Genomic DNA, 16,427 nt, shown 5'->3' on the forward strand with positions numbered 1-16,427 from the left:
TTAAACAAAAAACAAGAATACTATGAAAAGTAAATATGTAATCCTAGCATCAGCCTTATTGATCTCTGTTGCTACCTTTGCTCAAAAAGATGAAATAAAAGCTGCAGAAAAAGCCTTTAAAAAAGGAGAGTCTAAAGAAGCAGCAACTATTTTACAAGGAGCTGAGTCTTTAATTCCTAATGCATCAGATTCTGAGAAAGCTCAGTTTTTCTTTTTGAAAGGGAATGTGTATTTAGATCTAGCGGATAAAAGTATAGAGGCAGATAAAAATTTGTCTTTAGCGGCAACTGCATACAGTGATTTAATAGCTGCTGAAAAAGCATCAGGAAAATCAAAATATTCTAGTGAAGCAGCTATGTCTATTACAAAGATTAAGTACAAATTAATAAATGATGCAATCGCCGACTCTAAAGTCGACAAGCATTCTGAGAGTGCAAATAAATTATATGAAGCTTATTTGTTAGACACGAAAGATACTTTAAACCTGTATTATGCAGCATCTACTTATGTAAATGCAAAAGAATATGATACAGCATTAAAAATGTATGATGAGTTGAAAAGATTGAACTATTCTGGAAAAGCAACGAATTACTTAGCGGCAAATAAACTGACTGGTGAAGAAGATCTTTTTAAGACGGTTCAGGAGAGAGATAGAATGGTGAAAATGGGAACCCATGAAAAACCGACAACGGAAGTTATTCCTTCAAAAAGAGGGGAGATATACAAAAACATGGCATTAATTTTGGTTGAAAACGGTAAAACAGAAGAGGCTAAAAAAGCGATTGCAGAAGCGAGAGCAGCAAATCCTGATGATACATCATTAATTTTGACGGAAGCAAACCTGTATTTGGAAACTAAGGATTTTGAAACTTATAAAAAATTAGTCAACGAAGTTCTGGCTAAAAATCCAAATGACGCAGATTTAGTTTTTAATTTAGGAGTTCTTAGCGCTAATGCTAAAAAGACTGCTGAAGCTGAGAAATACTATGCTAGAGCAATGGAAATTGATCCAAAGTATCTTAATGCCTATATAAACATGGCGGCCTTAAAATTGGAAAGCGAAAACGCGATCATTGCAGAAATGAATAAATTAGGGACTTCTGATAAAGATATGAAGCGTTATGCTGCTTTGAAAGTGCAAAGACAAGGTATCTTTAAATCAGTGATACCTTACCTTGTAAAAGCATTAGAAGTAGATCCTAAAAATGAGGATGTTTCAAAAACGTTACTAGGAGTTTACAGTGCGTTAGAAATGACTGCTGAGAAAAAAGCACTAGAAGCTAAAATGAAATAAAACATTTTGTCTTCGAAAGCAAAAAAACCTATCTGATTTCAGATAGGTTTTTTTTTTATATTATTTTTTTGATGACTCTTAGTTTATGCGTGTGCTTATTGATCTCTGGATTGTATATTCCAAGATGATCTAGTCGGTCTATCCTAATCTTTCCGCTAGCATGGATAATATAATTATTCTCCATGATTATGCCTACATGTATGATATTGCCTTCTTCATTATCAAAAAAGGCTAAATCTCCAGGTTCGCTTTCTTCTATAAAACTCAATGCTTCCCCTTGTGCTGATTGTTGCGAGGCATCCCTCAATAATTTATAGCCGTTGAGTTTGTATACCATTTGGGTAAAACCGGAACAATCGATTCCAAAAGGTGTTTTTCCACCCCAAAGATAAGGTGCGTTTAAGTATAGAAAGGCTGTGTTGATCAGATTTTTTTTGTCTTTGATTCCTTGAACTTTGGTTCCTTCAAAATCAAAATTACTCTTGTTTATTTCTGGATGATTGATAAATGATAATGAAGACCCTAGTGGAATAGGTATTAACAAATTAGATTCGCCAGTAATGTATTCTATTAAATCTGCATTTAAAATGATAGCATCATCCGAAAGAAGAGCGTAACTTGATTCAGAAATGATTTGATATTGTTTTGAATCTACCCAGCCTTCGTAGCCATCAAATTCCATTTTGATGCGAGACCATTGATTCAATTGCTCTAAAATTTTAAAATGTTCTCCAAATAAGACTTGGGAAACAATTTCACTTTTATCATTTGGTTCAAACCGAAGAGGGATTATAGCCAGATTACAAATTCCGAACATTTAGGTTTATTTATTAGTTAAAATTTATGCGCTATAAGTTTATAGCGCATAAATTAAAATTGTTTTAAAATCTTTCAATAACAATTGCCGAAGCACCACCACCACCATTACAGATAGCGGCTGCTCCAATTTTACCATTATTTTGTTCTAAAACATTTAATAGCGTAACGATAATACGTGCTCCAGAACAGCCCAGAGGGTGTCCTAATGACACTGCTCCACCATTTACGTTAACTTTGTCATTATCTAAACCTAGAATTTTTGAATTAGCTAATCCAACTACTGCGAAAGCTTCATTGAATTCAAAGAAATCAACATCAGTTGTACTTAGTCCTACTTTGTCTAAAGCTTTAGGAAGCGCTTTTGAAGGGCTTGTAGTGAACCATTTTGGTTCTTGAGCAGCATCGGCATAACTCTTTATGAAAGCCAAAGGTTTTAGTCCTAGTGAAAGGGCTTTTTCTTCGGTCATTAGAATCAATGCGGCAGCTCCGTCATTTATTGTAGATGCATTGGCAGCTGTAACTGTACCCTCTTTCGTAAATACAGCGTTTAATGTAGGGATACGGTCAATTTTAACGTTGGTGTACTCTTCGTCTTTGGATATCATAATAGGATCTCCTTTTCTTTGTGGAACAGCTACAGGAACTATTTCGTTGTCGAATTTTCCTGCTTCCCAAGCTTGTGAAGAGCGGTTGTATGATTGAATTGCGTATTTATCTTGGTCTTCTCTGCTGAAGTTGTATTCAGATGCACACAGATCAGCGCAAACTCCCATTGCGTTGTTGTCATAAGCATCAGTTAAACCGTCTTTCTGTAGTCCGTCAACCATAGTGGCAGGGCCAAATTTAGTTCCGCTACGCAAATGCATGTAATGCGGAGCTAAACTCATATTTTCCATTCCTCCGGCAACAACAATTTCTGCGTCCCCACATTGTATTGCTTGTGCTGCCATCATTACGGATTTCATTCCTGATGCACATACTTTATTTATAGTGGTACTGGCTACGCTATCAGGTAAGCCGGCATAAATTGCCGCTTGACGAGCAGGAGCTTGTCCTACACCAGCCTGAATCACATTGCCCATGAAAACTTCATCGACTAAATTTGGATCTAGATTTATTTTATCTAATGCTCCTTTTATGGCTGCTGCACCTAATTTGGTTGCAGAAACGGTAGATAATCCCCCCATAAAACTTCCGATAGGTGTCCTAACGGCAGAAACGATAACAACTCTTTTGCTCATAACTTATATAATGTTGGTTTATCTAGCAAATTTAATCTTTTTTAGACAAATTTTGATTTTGATTACGGGTTTATATTTTTTAGAAAATAAATTCAATTTTTATTTTGTGCTATATGTTTGACTGTGAAGTGTTTTTGTGAAAATGTAAAAAAACATTGAAAAAAAGCCTGAAAATAGTTGTGAGTAACGCAAAGAAGTCCTAAATTTGCAACCGCAAAACGAGACACGTTTCTCTGAGCTTGGAGGGGTGCCAGAGTGGTAATGGAGCAGTTTGCTAAACTGTCACCGAGCAATCGGTGCCAGGGTTCGAGTCCCTGTCCCTCCGCTTAATTTTTTTATGATTCAGAATAAAAATTTTGAATTCTCACAAAAATGAGTAATATATAAAAATTTTAAAATAAATGTTGAATTTTCGGGGTGTAGCGTAGCTCGGTTATCGCGCCTGCTTTGGGAGCAGGAGGCCGCAGGTTCGAATCCTGCCACCCCGACAATAAAAACTTTTTCCATTTAAGTTTTAAAAGAAAAATGGAGGCATAGCTCAGCTGGATAGAGCACCTGCCTTCTAAGCAGGCGGTCGAAGGTTCGAATCCTTCTGCCTTCACAAAAACCGATACTTTTACTAGTATCGGTTTTTTTGTTTTTAATAATCTGTATAATCGAATCAATTATCCTATTTTTATCTAAAAAAAATATTTATGAATTCTTCTTTTAGATTTTGTTTGTTTGTGGGGTTCTTTTTATTGCTTATCTCCTGTAAAGCACAAGTTCCTGTTTTTCAAAATGGAACCAAAGATGAAGTGGCTATGAATGACACCATATTTGTGAATTTAAAGGACTATAGCGGCGATTTCGTTTACGATATGAAATATGCAACTGCGGATAACTTTCTAAACTCTAAGGTGTATGATTGTGCGGAATGTTACTTACGTTTAAAAACAGTTTCTGCTTTGGTTGAAGCGAATAAAGAGTTTATTAAAAAAGGATATCGAATTAAACTTTTTGATTGCTACCGACCACTAGATATCCAAAAAAAGATGTGGAAAATTGTCTCAGACCCACAATATGTAGCTGACCCGGCAAAAGGCTCCATACACAATAGAGGAGGAGCAGTAGATATTACTTTGGTTGACTCTAAAGGAAAGGAAGTCGATATGGGTACTTCCTTTGATCATTTTGGCATTGAAGCAAGTCATAATTATACTAATCTATCTTCTATAATAAAAGAAAATAGGGGATTACTGAAGCGTGTTATGACGGTAGCGGGTTTTAACTCCTTTGATTCGGAGTGGTGGCACTATAATTTAAAAACAGGGCTGAATGACAAAGTATCGAACTTGAAATGGGATTGTAATTAATTACTCAATACATTGTAAATTATTTATGAAGTAGGTTTCTGGTTCATATACGAGACTATCTAGCTCTGATTTGAACTCTTTAGTAATTACATAATCTTCTATTTCTGTCAAATATTTAATTCTCATTAACGATATAGCTGAATTTTTTAATTCTTCTATACTTCCTTTCATAAACATAAAACGAGCTGTAGTTATTCGATTGTCAAAGTTTTTATCGTCTCGAATAATGGAGCCACAATTTTCTTCTTCAACATGGATTAATGTGATGATTTTTCCATTGATTAACTGTAAAAACAATTTAGAATTTTTGTCAAAACAATTTGCTTTCAAAAAACCTTTACTTTTTTGTATTAATTGAACATTTAAGGTTGGTAGACCATCAGTTAAAGCTAGTGAAAAAAAGATATAGTTGGTGTTACCAGCAAAATTTTTCTCGTAAATCATATATGCCTTGGTTGATTTATAGTCCCCTAAAGAATCAGAAATATTTTCGCTATAGTCACATGGTTTTTGTGCAAAGGCATTAAAGCTTAAGAAGATTAAGGTAATGGCAATTAGGTGTTTCATTTTTATTTTGTTTTGGTGCAAATTAAAACAATTTTATTGTTATTTATATCAGTTGTAAAGAAACAATAAATACTTCCCCCTTCTTTTATTTTCCATTTTTTTCTAATATTTTCAACCGTGTCCGGGAAATTACGGGTTGTAATGTTTGCCTTTTTATTCAGTAAAAAAGCTTTCATTTCGACTTTATTGTAGGGAATACAATTTTGAATTTCAAAGACCCTGCCCGAGAATGAAATTAGCTTGGTTGATGTATATAAATGAGAATGTTTATGCAGCTTATCTAAGTTGTAAGATAGCCCTACTTCATCAAAACCTCCTGATTTCATTACGGCACTATTGGGCTCATACAGATATTTTTGAGGTAAACCGTAAGTTGGACTATTAGCTTGGTCATTCAAGATAAAGTCAAAAGACTCTGTTTTTTCTTTTAGGATGTTAATCGTTTTAATATGTACTTCGCCACTATAGTTTGAGTGTATTTCCCATAAAAGTTCTTTTACTTCATTATCCAAAGCTATTATATGAATCGTTTTTACATGTTTGAGCTCTAATAATCCTGCAGAAATATCGAGAAGAGGTGCTGTTTTTATTAGTATAGCATTCGTGTTTTTGAAATAGTAATCTAGGTTTTCGGGAACATTAGGCAAACAATCCTTAAGCAAGAATACTTTTCCTTTGGCATCATTCCGTCTGGAAGGGTCAATATAAATCCAATCCCATTTTTGGTTTAATGTTGCTAAAGTTGATGTGCTATCTCCAGGGTAGCATATAATATTCTTAGCGTCTAATTGTTCGAAATTGTGCTTGACTACATTTGAAAGCTCACAATTGATTTCGCAATGGACGACAGTTTTTACTTTTCGGGAAAAATAATAGTCATCTACACCAAAACCACCCGTTAAATCGATTAGCGACTCTCCTGAGACTATAGAAGCTTTATGCAAAGCAGTTTTTTCTGAAGAGGTTTGCTCTATCGAAATTTTACTGGGGTAAATTATTTTTTTTGTAGAAAACCAAAACGGTAACTTATCCTTCGCTTTTGCTTTAGCTTCAATTTGGTTCAATATAGCAATCCATTCCATATCTGGAAAAGGGTTCTTTTGAAGTGCCAAAGTTGAAATCCGTTTATCAATATTATCATTAATAAACTCTTGAATTTCGGGATTTAGAATTGTTAAATCCAAGATTATAAGTTTTTAGTTAACAAGCGAATTACCGCGTTCTCAGGGAAGAATTCTTTGCCCACTACTTTTATAATAGTATAAAAAGGAACGGCGACGATCATACCCAAAATACCAAAAAGATAACCGGCGATTAAAATAACCAGGAAGATTTCCAAGGGATGAGAACTAACACTTTTGGAAAAAATTATAGGTTGTGACAAATTGTTGTCAATAATTTGGACAATCCAGAATCCAATTAAAACGTAGATAGTGGTTGGTAAAATTTCAGATTGGAAATCACTTCCCAAATTACTCATCATAGTTAAAATGGCTGCTAAAACTGAAGCTATTAACGGGCCAATGTATGGAATGATATTCAGCACCCCACATAAAAAGGCAATGATTAAGAAATTTGGAACACCAAAAACCGCTAAAACAATTAAATATAAAATAAATACAATAAACAACTGCAGTAGCAATCCGATAAAATAGCGGGATAATAAGTTATTAATTTTATCTAAAGAATTCAAGATCTTATCCTCATGAATATCTGGAATCAATTTACGGGCCCCCTTCATGAATACAACGCGGTCTTTTAAGAAGAAAAATGTAATAAATAACACAGCGCCTAAGCCTATTCCAAAATTACTTATTGTCGCCACAATCGTATTTAAAAAATTAGGGACTACGTTGAAGTTTATTTTTGAAGTAATATTAGCTTCTTTTAATATTTCGGAGGAATCAATATGATAGCTCTCCAGAAATAATGTCAATTGATTCATTAATTGCACTATATTTTTTTCGATTTCTGCTGTATTGAGAAGCGATAAATTTTGACCTTGGGATAAAATCAACGGGATAAACATCATGATGAACCCCATGATAATAAGGACGAAAATAACTACCGTGGCAATAGTCGCAAAAAGATGATTAAATTTTAAGCGCTTTTTGAAAAAGTGTAAAATAGGAAGTCCAATCAACGTTAGAATAAGAGAAATGGCTAAGTAAATCAGTACAGACTGGATCTGATAGAAAAAGTATAAAATTAAACTACACAGTACGACTGTAAGTAAGGCGCGAAGAATGCCATTTGAAATAGTTTTTGATGTAATCATGGTGTCATTTATATTTGTGCATAAAGATAAAAAAACTAGCTAATATGTAGTGAATTTTTGGTTCTATTGTTCAAGGCTCTTATTGAGTGTAACCAATTCTCATGTAACCAAAGAAATAGTATGTCCGGATTTGATTCCGGACTTATGTTGAGAGTTTTAAAAAAGGCGTGGGCATAAACTTTATTTAGTTCATTGGGAAAACAGGTTGATACGAGATAAACCATGTCGCAAATGGTGCTGATGTGAAGGAGCTATCTCAAGAAAAAACTGGGCATAAAAAAACTCGCTACAGAAGTAGCGAGTTGATTAATCTTATCGTGTTTAAAATTAGATACCAAAACCTGATCTAGCAGCACCAGAAACAAATAAAGCTGACATTCTTGATTTTTGACCATTTGTAAACATGTACATACCCCTATCGTCAGTATAATCCATATAGTTCATTGTCATTTCATTATGAGCCGGTAAACAAGTGCTTGCATACGGATATGTTGGAACTCCAAAGTTTGAAGTTTTGTGAACCGGAGTGTCAGAAACTAAATCGTTTCCACAAGAAGCATCACCCCAAATATGTCTTAAGTTCATCCAATGTCCTACTTCATGACTTCCAGTTCTTCCTAAATTGTAAGGGTAGCTTGCCGCGCCTGATACTCCAAAATAATTAGAATCGATTACAACTCCATCAGTAGCGCTAGATCCACCAGGAAATTGTGCATATCCTAAGATTCCACCGCCAATTGTACAAGCCCACATGTTAAGTGTTGTTGTTGGTGATGTAGGATCAATTCCGCCTCTTTTGGCGTTTTTCATTACATCTCTTGTTCCCCAAGAGGTTTTGGTTGTTGATTTTCTAATGATTTGTACCAATTCAAAAGTGATTCCAACATTAGCAGCTACTCCAGCAAACTCAGAAGGAACACTGTTAAAGTCAGGATTTGTAGCATTATAATCTTGATTTAAAACATCTATCTGAGATTGAATTTGGGCATCTGAAATATTCTCCGCCGCAGTTCTATATAGTACATTCACTACTACAGGAATGACTATTTTGCCATTCACTAAACGATTGGTTAACATCGATTTTTGAGTAAAGGCTTCAATTTGGTTCATTCTCAAAGCTAAAGTAGGGTCAGCTTTTAATTGGGCATCTAACACATCTTGAGAAGCACAACCACGTTTCGTTACTGCAGAAGCTAATAAATCTGTAGAGTCCGTCTGGTCATTTTGACAAGAAAACAACATCATTAATGCCATCGCGGATAATAGTAATTTTTTCATAATAGTTCTAGGTATTTGTTATTAAAAATTAGTTTTGGTTAATAATGACGCAATTTTATAACAATAATGATTAATAAAAAAATATTTTTTAGTAATATTTTAACAAGAAAATGGAAACTCTTATTTGGCGGGCTCTTGCAGTGGTACTATAAAAAACAAATTATTTTATTTATAAGTTATAACTTACATTTAAAAATAATTATAGCAAAATAATGCATTTTGCCGATTATATAATACACTTTAACCGATATTGTTGTTTTTTAAAAAGTGCTGATTTTAATTTTTTTAAAGATTCCACAAAAAAAAAAGCTATTATTTCAGATTACCAATTTCGTTTAGGCAGAAAATCATGCTTTTGGGAGTCTATCATTTGCTTTTCAATTAAAGCGAATAAAATTTTGCGAAAGGTCAAGAGTGAAGTTGTGTGGCCGCCTGTAAATACTAAACAATATTCTTTAATTATTAAAAATATAATTGATAATGTTGGCGCCCATTTTTAGTGCTTTTTCACGAACAGCAGATGGGTCATTATGGACTTCTGAGTCTTCCCAGCCGTCACCTAGATCACTTTGGAATGTATAAAGTAATACAAGCCTATTGTCTGAAAAAATCCCAAAAGCTTGTGGACGTTTTCCATCGTGTTCATGTGTTTTTGGTAATCCGTTAGTAAATATAAATGGTTTTTGAAAGATCGAATGATTAGCTGGTATTTCGATCAAGTCATTATTGGGGAATATTTTCTTAATTTCTTTTCTAATGTATTGGTCCATTCCGTAATTGTCATCGATGTGTAAGAAGCCACCTGAAAGCAAATATTTGTTCAGATTGGTTATCTCTGAATCACTGAAAACAACATTTCCATGGCCTGTCATATGAAGGAAAGGATAGGAAAAAAGATTTGGACTTCCTGGTTCAACCGTAGCGGGTTTGCTGTTTATTCGAGTATTTATGTTGGCATTGCAATATTTGATCAAATTGGGAAGCGATGTGGGGTTAGCATACCAATCCCCACCACCACCATATTTCACCAATGCGATTTCTTGAGAAAATGAAGCGATAGAGATTAACAGTAAAACTGAATATATTCTTTTCATAATTCCTTTTCAAATAAGGTTAGTCTTCATTAAAGAAAACGACGCTGTGACAGGCTACAATTGCTGCGGTTTCTGTTCTCAGTCTGGTATTTCCTAGTGATACTGGAATATATTTATTTTCCAATGCTAATGCGATTTCTTTCTCTGAAAAGTCACCTTCTGGACCTATAAGCAGAGTGACATTTTCATTTGGTTTTAAAACTGATTTCAATGTTTTCTTATCTGTTTCTTCGCAATGTGCAATTAATTGTAAACCTTCATTTTTACGTTTCAAAAATTCTTTAAAAGTAATGGCTTCGTTCAATTTTGGAAGATATAGATCATTAGATTGCTTCATGGCAGTCAAAATAATTTTATCAAAGCGGTCATTCTTGATTACTTTCCGTTCAGAACGGTCGCAAATGATAGGTGTGATTTCACTGATACCAATCTCGGTTGCTTTCTCAAGAAACCATTCGTAACGATCGTTCATTTTTGTTGGAGCAACTGCAAGATGCAAATGAAATTTTGGAGTTGGTTTTTTTTCGAAGGAAATAACCCTAACGGTACATTTACTATCGGAAGCCAATGTGATTTCAGTTTCAAATAAATAGCCTGATCCATTGGTTACAAATAATATATCACTGTCTTTTTTTCGTAAAACTTTTATGATGTGTTTACTTTCCTCTTTGTCAAAAGAAAAGGTTTCAGTCGTTTCGTCAATATTTGTATTGTAAAATAATTGCATAATTTAGAATTGAATTCGTGCTTTTGAAACAACTGCTGAAGTTTCGAATTTTTGAGATAAAAATTTTTGATAACCTACAATTCCAATCATTGCAGCATTATCGGTGGTATATTCAAATTTTGGAATAAAGGTCTTCCAGCCGTATTTTTGTTCCGCTTCTTTAATGGTTTTTCTAATGCCAGAATTGGCAGAAACACCTCCGCCAATAGCGATTTGCTTTATGCCAGTTTCTTTAACGGCTAATTTTAATTTATCCATTAGAATTTCAACGATAGTATATTGTATTGAAGCGCAGATGTCATTTAGATTTTCCTCAATAAAATTCGGATTCTCCAGTTTTTTCTTCTGAACAAAATACAAGATCGCCGTTTTAAGTCCTGAAAAACTGAAATTCAACCCAGGTACTTTCGGTTTTGTAAACGCAAAGGCTTTTGGATTCCCTAATTGTGCATACTTGTCCACAAGAGGGCCGCCAGGGTAGGGTAGTCCCAGTATTTTTGCACTTTTATCAAAAGCTTCACCTACAGCATCATCTGTTGTTTCTCCAATAATGGTCAAGTCAAAATAGTCGTTCACTTTGACAATTTGCGTATGTCCGCCACTTATAGTCAAGGCCAAAAAAGGGAAACTCGGTTTTTCATATCCTTCTTCACCAATAAAATGTGCTAAAATATGGGCATGCATATGATTGACTGCAATAAGCGGAATTTGCAGGGCTGAAGCCATTGATTTAGCAAAGGAACTTCCCACTAGGAGGGATCCCATTAATCCAGGACCCTGAGTAAATGATATTGCTGACAATTGTTCTTTTTTAATATTGGCATTACGAAGTGCAGCGTCAATTACTGGAACAATATTTTGTTGGTGTGCGCGAGAAGCTAATTCAGGCACAACACCTCCATATTGGGTGTGAATTAATTGATTTGCAACAACATTCGACAGTACTTTATCGTTATGTAAAACGGCTGCTGCTGTATCATCACAGGAACTTTCGATTGCTAAAATAAAAACCTCGGAATTTTGCATAAAAGGGCACAAATTTTGAATTATATTTGACGCGCCGATATTATTTTTTTAATTTTACGGCGCAGCCAAAATTAAAGAATTTTTATTAAAGGTGCCGCTCTTTCCTTGGGCAAAATGAATAATTAAAAAATTATAACAACATACTAGGTATCAAAAAACTCATTAAAATACTTTTTCGTTTTATTCTTGGGCTTATCGTGCTATTGTTGGCATTAGGTATTGCTCTTTCATTACCTTTTATTCAGACTAAAATTGCTGTATATTTTACCAATAGCATTAATAAAGATTATGGTACTCATATCGGTATTGAGGGTGTTAGAGTTTCTGTTTTTGGAGGTGTAAAATTTAGGAATGTCTTAATTTTGGATCATCATAAGGATACGCTAATTTATTCTAAAATTGTTAGTACAAATATATTAGAAGGAAAAAAAATATTAGACGGTGATTTAATTTTTGGGAATATTCGTTTAGATGGTTTGTTGTTTAATTTGAAAACATACAAGAACGAAAAGGAGACTAATATTGATCATTTCATCAATGCATTTAATACTGGAAAACCATCGGGTAAACATTTTTTGCTAAAAGCAAATAGAGCATACATTTCCAATGGACACTTTCTCTTGACCGATGAAAACAAAGAAAATCCTAAAGATCTTGATTTTACCAGGCTCAACGCAAGCATAAGTGACTTTCTGCTATATGGTCCGGCTGTAAAAACAACTATCAATAGAATGTCTTTTCAGGATCACCGTGGTTTGTATGTTGTTAATTTGAGTTCTAAGTTTAGTTATACAAAAAAAAGTATAAAGCTTGAAGACCTTGTTTTATCAACCAAGGAGTCACTACTTAAGGGAGATGTCTTTTTAAATTACAAGATTGAGGATTTTTTAAACTTTACTGATAAGGTCAAATTTGATGTTAAGATTAACTCTTCTAAATTAGCGACCAATGACATTAGGTATTTTTATAATGAATTGGGTAAAAACCAACATTTTACACTTAATGCAAGTATTAAAGGGACCTTAAATAATTTAAAGCTTACAAAAATAAGACTTGTTGATTCAAATAAGACTCAAATAGTAGGAGATATAAATTTTAAAAACCTTTTTGGAAATAAAGAACAAAGGTTTTTTATGGACGGGAATTTTGATAAAATTTCAAGTAGTTATGAAAAACTGGTGTATTTGCTTCCAAATATTTTAGGTAAAAAATTGCCTAAAGAGGTAAGTAAATTAGGCAATTTTACTTTGATTGGTAATTCGCAGTTAAGTGCCACTAGTCTTGATGCTGAGTTTTCTATGCTTTCTGAACTGGGGAAAGTGCAGTCTCAATTAGAAATCAATCGAATTGATTTTATTGATAAAGCATCTTATATTGGTAAAATTGTTTTGGAAGATTTTGATATAGGAGCTTTATTGGAGCGAAAAGACCTTGGTAAAGTAACGATGAATATTGATGTCGATGGTATAGGGTTTACTGAAAAGTATCTTAATACTGCGATAAAAGGAGATATTAGTAAAATAGATTTCAAGGATTATACCTATAACAATATAGTTTTAAACGGGAATTTTAAGGCCCCTAATTACAAGGGACAAATTTCTGTAATGGATCCAAATCTTAGTATGAATTTTGACGGATTACTAGATTTAAGTAATAAAGACAATAAATATGATTTTCATATCGATGTGGAAAATGCTGATTTACACAAGTTGAAATTGGTAAAAGATTCTATTTCAGTTTTTAAAGGAGATGTCATTGTTCAAGTTAGCGGCAATACAATTGAAAATCTAGAAGGAAACGTTTATATAAAAGAAACATCATATCAGAATGAAAAGGACACGTACAGTTTTGATGACTTTAATATAAATTCTAGTTTTGATCAAGACCGGGTACGTACGATTACAGTGAATTCTCCGGATATTGTGCAAGGGGAAATTGTGGGTAAGTTTCAATTTGACCAATTGGGTAATTTAGTAAAGAATTCTTTGGGAAGCTTGTATACCAATTTCAAACCTGACAAGGTAAATAAAGGACAGTTTTTGAAGTTCAACTTTACCATTTATAACAAAATCATTGAAATATTCTATCCTGAAATTTCAATTGGGTCTAATACTGTCGTAAAAGGGAATATAAAATCAGATATTCAAGAGTTTAAAGTCAATTTTAATTCTCCACAGATTATCGCTTCTGAAAATACGTTCGATAATATCCGCGTATCCATTGACAATAAAAACCCGTTATACAATGCATATTTAGAATTGGACAGCATTAAGACTAAGTACTATAAAATTCGTGATTTTAGTTTGATAAATGTAACCATGAAAGATACTTTGTTCTTTAGGTCTGAGTTTAAAGGAGGAACGCAAGGAGAGGATTATTTTAATTTGAATCTTTACCATACGATAAACAAGAACAATGAAAATGTGGTAGGTATCAATAAATCTGAGATGAAGTTTAAAGATTATCTCTGGTTTTTGAATGAAAATGAAACGCCAAACAATCAGATTGTTTTTGATAAGTCTTTTAAAAACTTCAATATTGATGATATTATATTGTCTCATGAAGACCAGGTAATATCTCTTAAGGGGACCATTAAAGACAAAATAAATAAGGATTTACAGTTAAGTTTTAAGGATGTTGATTTGTTTAAAATTACGCCAGCAAGCAGTAAATTCGTGTTTACTGGGAATATAAATGGAGATGTGAATTTTAAACAAAATAATGAAGTTTATAAACCGACTGCGTCATTAGTGATAGATCATTTAAATATTAATGAGACTGATCTGGGAGTTTTTAAATTTGACATTGAAGGAGATCAAAACCTAGAAAAATTTACTATTAACTCTTTCTTGGAAAATGAAAATGTAGAATCTTTTAATGCCTATGGTAATTTTAAAGTTGTAAATAAAGAAACGGTTCTCGATATGAATTTAAAATTGGCTAAATTTAATTTAGGCGTATTAAGTTCGTTGGGAGGAGATGTGATTTCTAAAATTAGGGGATTGGTGACGGGGAATGCCACAATTAGAGGGAGTGTTGATAAACCGGATATTAATGGGCGTCTTTATCTGGATAATGCGGGTTTGACTATTCCGTATCTTAATGTGGATTATGAATTAAATCCAAGATCAGTTATTGATCTTGCAGAGCAACGTTTTTTGTTTAGAAATAATACGCTGACCGATTCGAAATTTGGTACAAAAGGCATGCTGAATGGAACTGTTGAACATAATAATTTTGGAGATTGGAAATTAGATTTAGCGATTGATTCTAAAAGATTGCTAGTGCTCGATACAAAAGATAGTGAAGATGCTGCCTATTACGGAACTGCATTTATCGATGGTAGCGCAACGATTAAGGGCCCTACGAACGGTTTATTTATTAAGGTTGAAGCAAAGTCTGAAAAAGGGACTGAGCTTAAAATCCCGATTAATTCAGCTGAAAGTGTTAGTGAGAATGCATTTGTTCATTTTTTGACTGAAAAGGAAAAGTATAATATTAAAATGGGAATCGTTGAGGATAGCCGACGCTATAAAGGGCTTGAATTAGAGTTCGACTTAGATATAACTCCAGATGCGGAGATTGAAGTGATTTTAGACAGAAATTCTGGGCATGGAATGAAAGGGAAGGGTTTTGGTTCGTTGCTTTTTAAGATTAATACATTAGGAAAATTCAATATGTGGGGGGATTTCCAAGCTTATGAAGGAAGTTATAACTTCAAATATGGAGGACTTATAGATAAGAAATTTGATGTAAAAAAAGGGGGCTCTATCATTTGGGAAGGGAACCCAATGAAAGCGCAGTTGAACTTGGAAGCAGTTTATAAAACGATTGCAAATCCAGCCGTATTATTGGAAAACTCATCGTTTAATAGAAAAGTTCCAGTGGAAGTAGTCATTGGAATCCATGGTGATTTAGCCAGTCCCGAGCCTGATTTTAATATTGAGTTTCCTACGGTTAGTAATGTTTTAAAATCAGAGATTCAGTATAAACTTAATGATAAGGATGTGCGACAAACACAAGCACTGTATTTATTATCCTCAGGAGGTTTTTTAAGTTCAGAAGGAGTGAGTCAGTCTGATTTTTCAGGGAGCTTGTTTGAAACAGCATCCAGTTTATTGGGAGGGATAATTCAATCAGATAATGAAAAATTTAAGGTGGGTCTTAATTATATTTCTGCAGATAAAAGAATAGGAAGAGAAACTGATGGTCGAGTTGTGGCTACCATTTCGTCAAAAATTAATGAAAGAATAACCATTAATGGAAAAGTAGGGGTTCCGTTTGGAGGTATAAATGAGTCTGCTATTGTAGGAGATTTAGAAATTCAATACAGGGTAAATGAAGACGGAACATTAAACTTGCGTCTGTTTAATAGGGAAAATGATATTAATTATATAGGTCAAGGAATTGGATATACGCAAGGAATTGGTGTTTCGTACGAGGTCGACTTTGATACTTTCAGAGAATTGGTTAATAAAATATTCAAAAATCAAAAATTAGGTATCGAAAAAACTTCTGTAGAACAATTTCAAGATTCCAATTTAGCTCCGGAATATATTAACTTTTCGAAGCCTAAGGTACCTCAATCTGAGAGTCCTAAGAAAAATCAGGAAGCAATAATTCCAGAGGAAGATTAATTTTTTTTTTCAAGGCTTATTAGTATAGTAAGTCTATTCTACATTTTTTGAAATTGCTGCATTCTACGTAGCAACTTATAACAATTAAGTTAGGCAATCAAAAGTAGTGTT

Annotated in this window: 12 protein-coding genes and 3 tRNA genes; 6 read left to right on the top strand and 9 right to left on the bottom strand. The window is 33.6% G+C overall.

Annotation, left to right across the window (positions count from 1 at the left end; translation table 11 throughout):
• The first annotated feature begins 22 nt into the window (after window positions 1-22).
• Window positions 23-1,294 (top strand): tetratricopeptide repeat protein, encoded by a 1,272-nt coding sequence (locus tag HJ01_RS13405; protein ID WP_007139003.1) that lies wholly within the window; start codon window positions 23-25, stop codon window positions 1,292-1,294.
• Between the two features lie 55 nt (window positions 1,295-1,349).
• Here HJ01_RS13405 and HJ01_RS13410 read toward each other — a convergent pair whose 3' ends face one another.
• Entirely contained in the window at window positions 1,350-2,111 is a 762-nt protein-coding gene (locus HJ01_RS13410) for a C40 family peptidase (protein ID WP_007139004.1), read from the bottom strand.
• Between the two features lie 64 nt (window positions 2,112-2,175).
• On the bottom strand, window positions 2,176-3,354 hold the full coding sequence (locus HJ01_RS13415) for an acetyl-CoA C-acyltransferase (protein ID WP_007139005.1): 1,179 nt from the start codon (window positions 3,352-3,354) through the stop codon (window positions 2,176-2,178).
• A 241-nt stretch (window positions 3,355-3,595) separates the two neighbouring features.
• Here HJ01_RS13415 and HJ01_RS13420 point away from each other — a divergent pair.
• From HJ01_RS13420 to HJ01_RS13435, 4 genes are all read left to right on the top strand, one after another.
• A tRNA-Ser gene (locus HJ01_RS13420) sits at window positions 3,596-3,679 on the top strand.
• A gap of 88 nt (window positions 3,680-3,767) precedes the next feature.
• A tRNA-Pro gene (locus HJ01_RS13425) sits at window positions 3,768-3,842 on the top strand.
• Between the two features lie 39 nt (window positions 3,843-3,881).
• Window positions 3,882-3,955: transfer RNA gene (locus HJ01_RS13430), tRNA-Arg, on the top strand.
• A 94-nt stretch (window positions 3,956-4,049) separates the two neighbouring features.
• A complete protein-coding gene (locus HJ01_RS13435; protein ID WP_007139006.1) occupies window positions 4,050-4,709 on the top strand; it encodes a M15 family metallopeptidase in 660 nt (219 codons plus the stop codon).
• Here HJ01_RS13435 and HJ01_RS13440 read toward each other — a convergent pair whose 3' ends face one another.
• The 7 genes from HJ01_RS13440 to tsaD all read right to left on the bottom strand — a co-directional run bounded on the left by HJ01_RS13440 (window position 4,710) and on the right by tsaD (window position 11,679).
• Window positions 4,710-5,276, bottom strand: a complete 567-nt coding sequence (locus HJ01_RS13440) for a hypothetical protein (protein WP_040473965.1) — start codon at window positions 5,274-5,276, stop codon at window positions 4,710-4,712. It abuts the gene before it with no gap.
• 2 nt (window positions 5,277-5,278) lie between these two features.
• On the bottom strand, window positions 5,279-6,460 hold the full coding sequence (locus HJ01_RS13445) for a THUMP-like domain-containing protein (RefSeq protein ID WP_007139008.1): 1,182 nt from the start codon (window positions 6,458-6,460) through the stop codon (window positions 5,279-5,281).
• Window positions 6,461-6,462: 2 nt separating this feature from the next.
• Window positions 6,463-7,554, bottom strand: a complete 1,092-nt coding sequence (locus HJ01_RS13450; protein WP_007139009.1) for an AI-2E family transporter — start codon at window positions 7,552-7,554, stop codon at window positions 6,463-6,465.
• A 327-nt stretch (window positions 7,555-7,881) separates the two neighbouring features.
• The gene (locus HJ01_RS13455) at window positions 7,882-8,832 is read right to left on the bottom strand and encodes a zinc metalloprotease (protein ID WP_007139010.1); all 951 of its coding nucleotides are present in this window, start codon (window positions 8,830-8,832) and stop codon (window positions 7,882-7,884) included.
• A gap of 455 nt (window positions 8,833-9,287) precedes the next feature.
• Window positions 9,288-9,926, bottom strand: coding sequence for a DUF4159 domain-containing protein (locus tag HJ01_RS13465; RefSeq protein ID WP_007139012.1), 639 nt, complete (start codon window positions 9,924-9,926; stop codon window positions 9,288-9,290).
• A 19-nt stretch (window positions 9,927-9,945) separates the two neighbouring features.
• On the bottom strand, window positions 9,946-10,653 hold the full coding sequence (locus HJ01_RS13470) for a 16S rRNA (uracil(1498)-N(3))-methyltransferase (RefSeq protein WP_007139013.1): 708 nt from the start codon (window positions 10,651-10,653) through the stop codon (window positions 9,946-9,948).
• Between the two features lie 3 nt (window positions 10,654-10,656).
• Complete coding sequence (gene tsaD, locus HJ01_RS13475) at window positions 10,657-11,679, bottom strand: tRNA (adenosine(37)-N6)-threonylcarbamoyltransferase complex transferase subunit TsaD (RefSeq protein WP_007139014.1); 1,023 nt, start codon at window positions 11,677-11,679, stop codon at window positions 10,657-10,659.
• A gap of 203 nt (window positions 11,680-11,882) precedes the next feature.
• Here tsaD and HJ01_RS13480 point away from each other — a divergent pair, with 203 nt between their 5' ends.
• Window positions 11,883-16,316 (top strand): translocation/assembly module TamB domain-containing protein, encoded by a 4,434-nt coding sequence (locus tag HJ01_RS13480; protein ID WP_007139015.1) that lies wholly within the window; start codon window positions 11,883-11,885, stop codon window positions 16,314-16,316.
• Window positions 16,317-16,427 lie beyond the last annotated feature (111 nt).

Origin of the sequence: Flavobacterium frigoris PS1, assembly GCF_000252125.1 — a bacterium.
GTDB classification, from domain to species: domain Bacteria; phylum Bacteroidota; class Bacteroidia; order Flavobacteriales; family Flavobacteriaceae; genus Flavobacterium; species Flavobacterium frigoris_A.

Bases quoted from the DNA above. Each gene is read 5' to 3' on its own strand.
- HJ01_RS13465 (WP_007139012.1), bottom strand. From the start codon at position 9,926: ATGAAAAGAATATATTCAGTTTTACTGTTAATCTCTATCGCTTCATTT.
- HJ01_RS13470 (WP_007139013.1), bottom strand. From the start codon at position 10,653: ATGCAATTATTTTACAATACAAATATTGACGAAACGACTGAAACCTTT.
- HJ01_RS13455 (WP_007139010.1), bottom strand. From the start codon at position 8,832: ATGAAAAAATTACTATTATCCGCGATGGCATTAATGATGTTGTTTTCT.
- HJ01_RS13405 (WP_007139003.1), top strand. From the start codon at position 23: ATGAAAAGTAAATATGTAATCCTAGCATCAGCCTTATTGATCTCTGTT.
- tsaD (WP_007139014.1), bottom strand. From the start codon at position 11,679: ATGCAAAATTCCGAGGTTTTTATTTTAGCAATCGAAAGTTCCTGTGAT.
- HJ01_RS13435 (WP_007139006.1), top strand. From the start codon at position 4,050: ATGAATTCTTCTTTTAGATTTTGTTTGTTTGTGGGGTTCTTTTTATTG.
- HJ01_RS13450 (WP_007139009.1), bottom strand. From the start codon at position 7,554: ATGATTACATCAAAAACTATTTCAAATGGCATTCTTCGCGCCTTACTT.
- HJ01_RS13410 (WP_007139004.1), bottom strand. From the start codon at position 2,111: ATGTTCGGAATTTGTAATCTGGCTATAATCCCTCTTCGGTTTGAACCA.
- HJ01_RS13440 (WP_040473965.1), bottom strand. From the start codon at position 5,276: ATGAAACACCTAATTGCCATTACCTTAATCTTCTTAAGCTTTAATGCC.
- HJ01_RS13415 (WP_007139005.1), bottom strand. From the start codon at position 3,354: ATGAGCAAAAGAGTTGTTATCGTTTCTGCCGTTAGGACACCTATCGGA.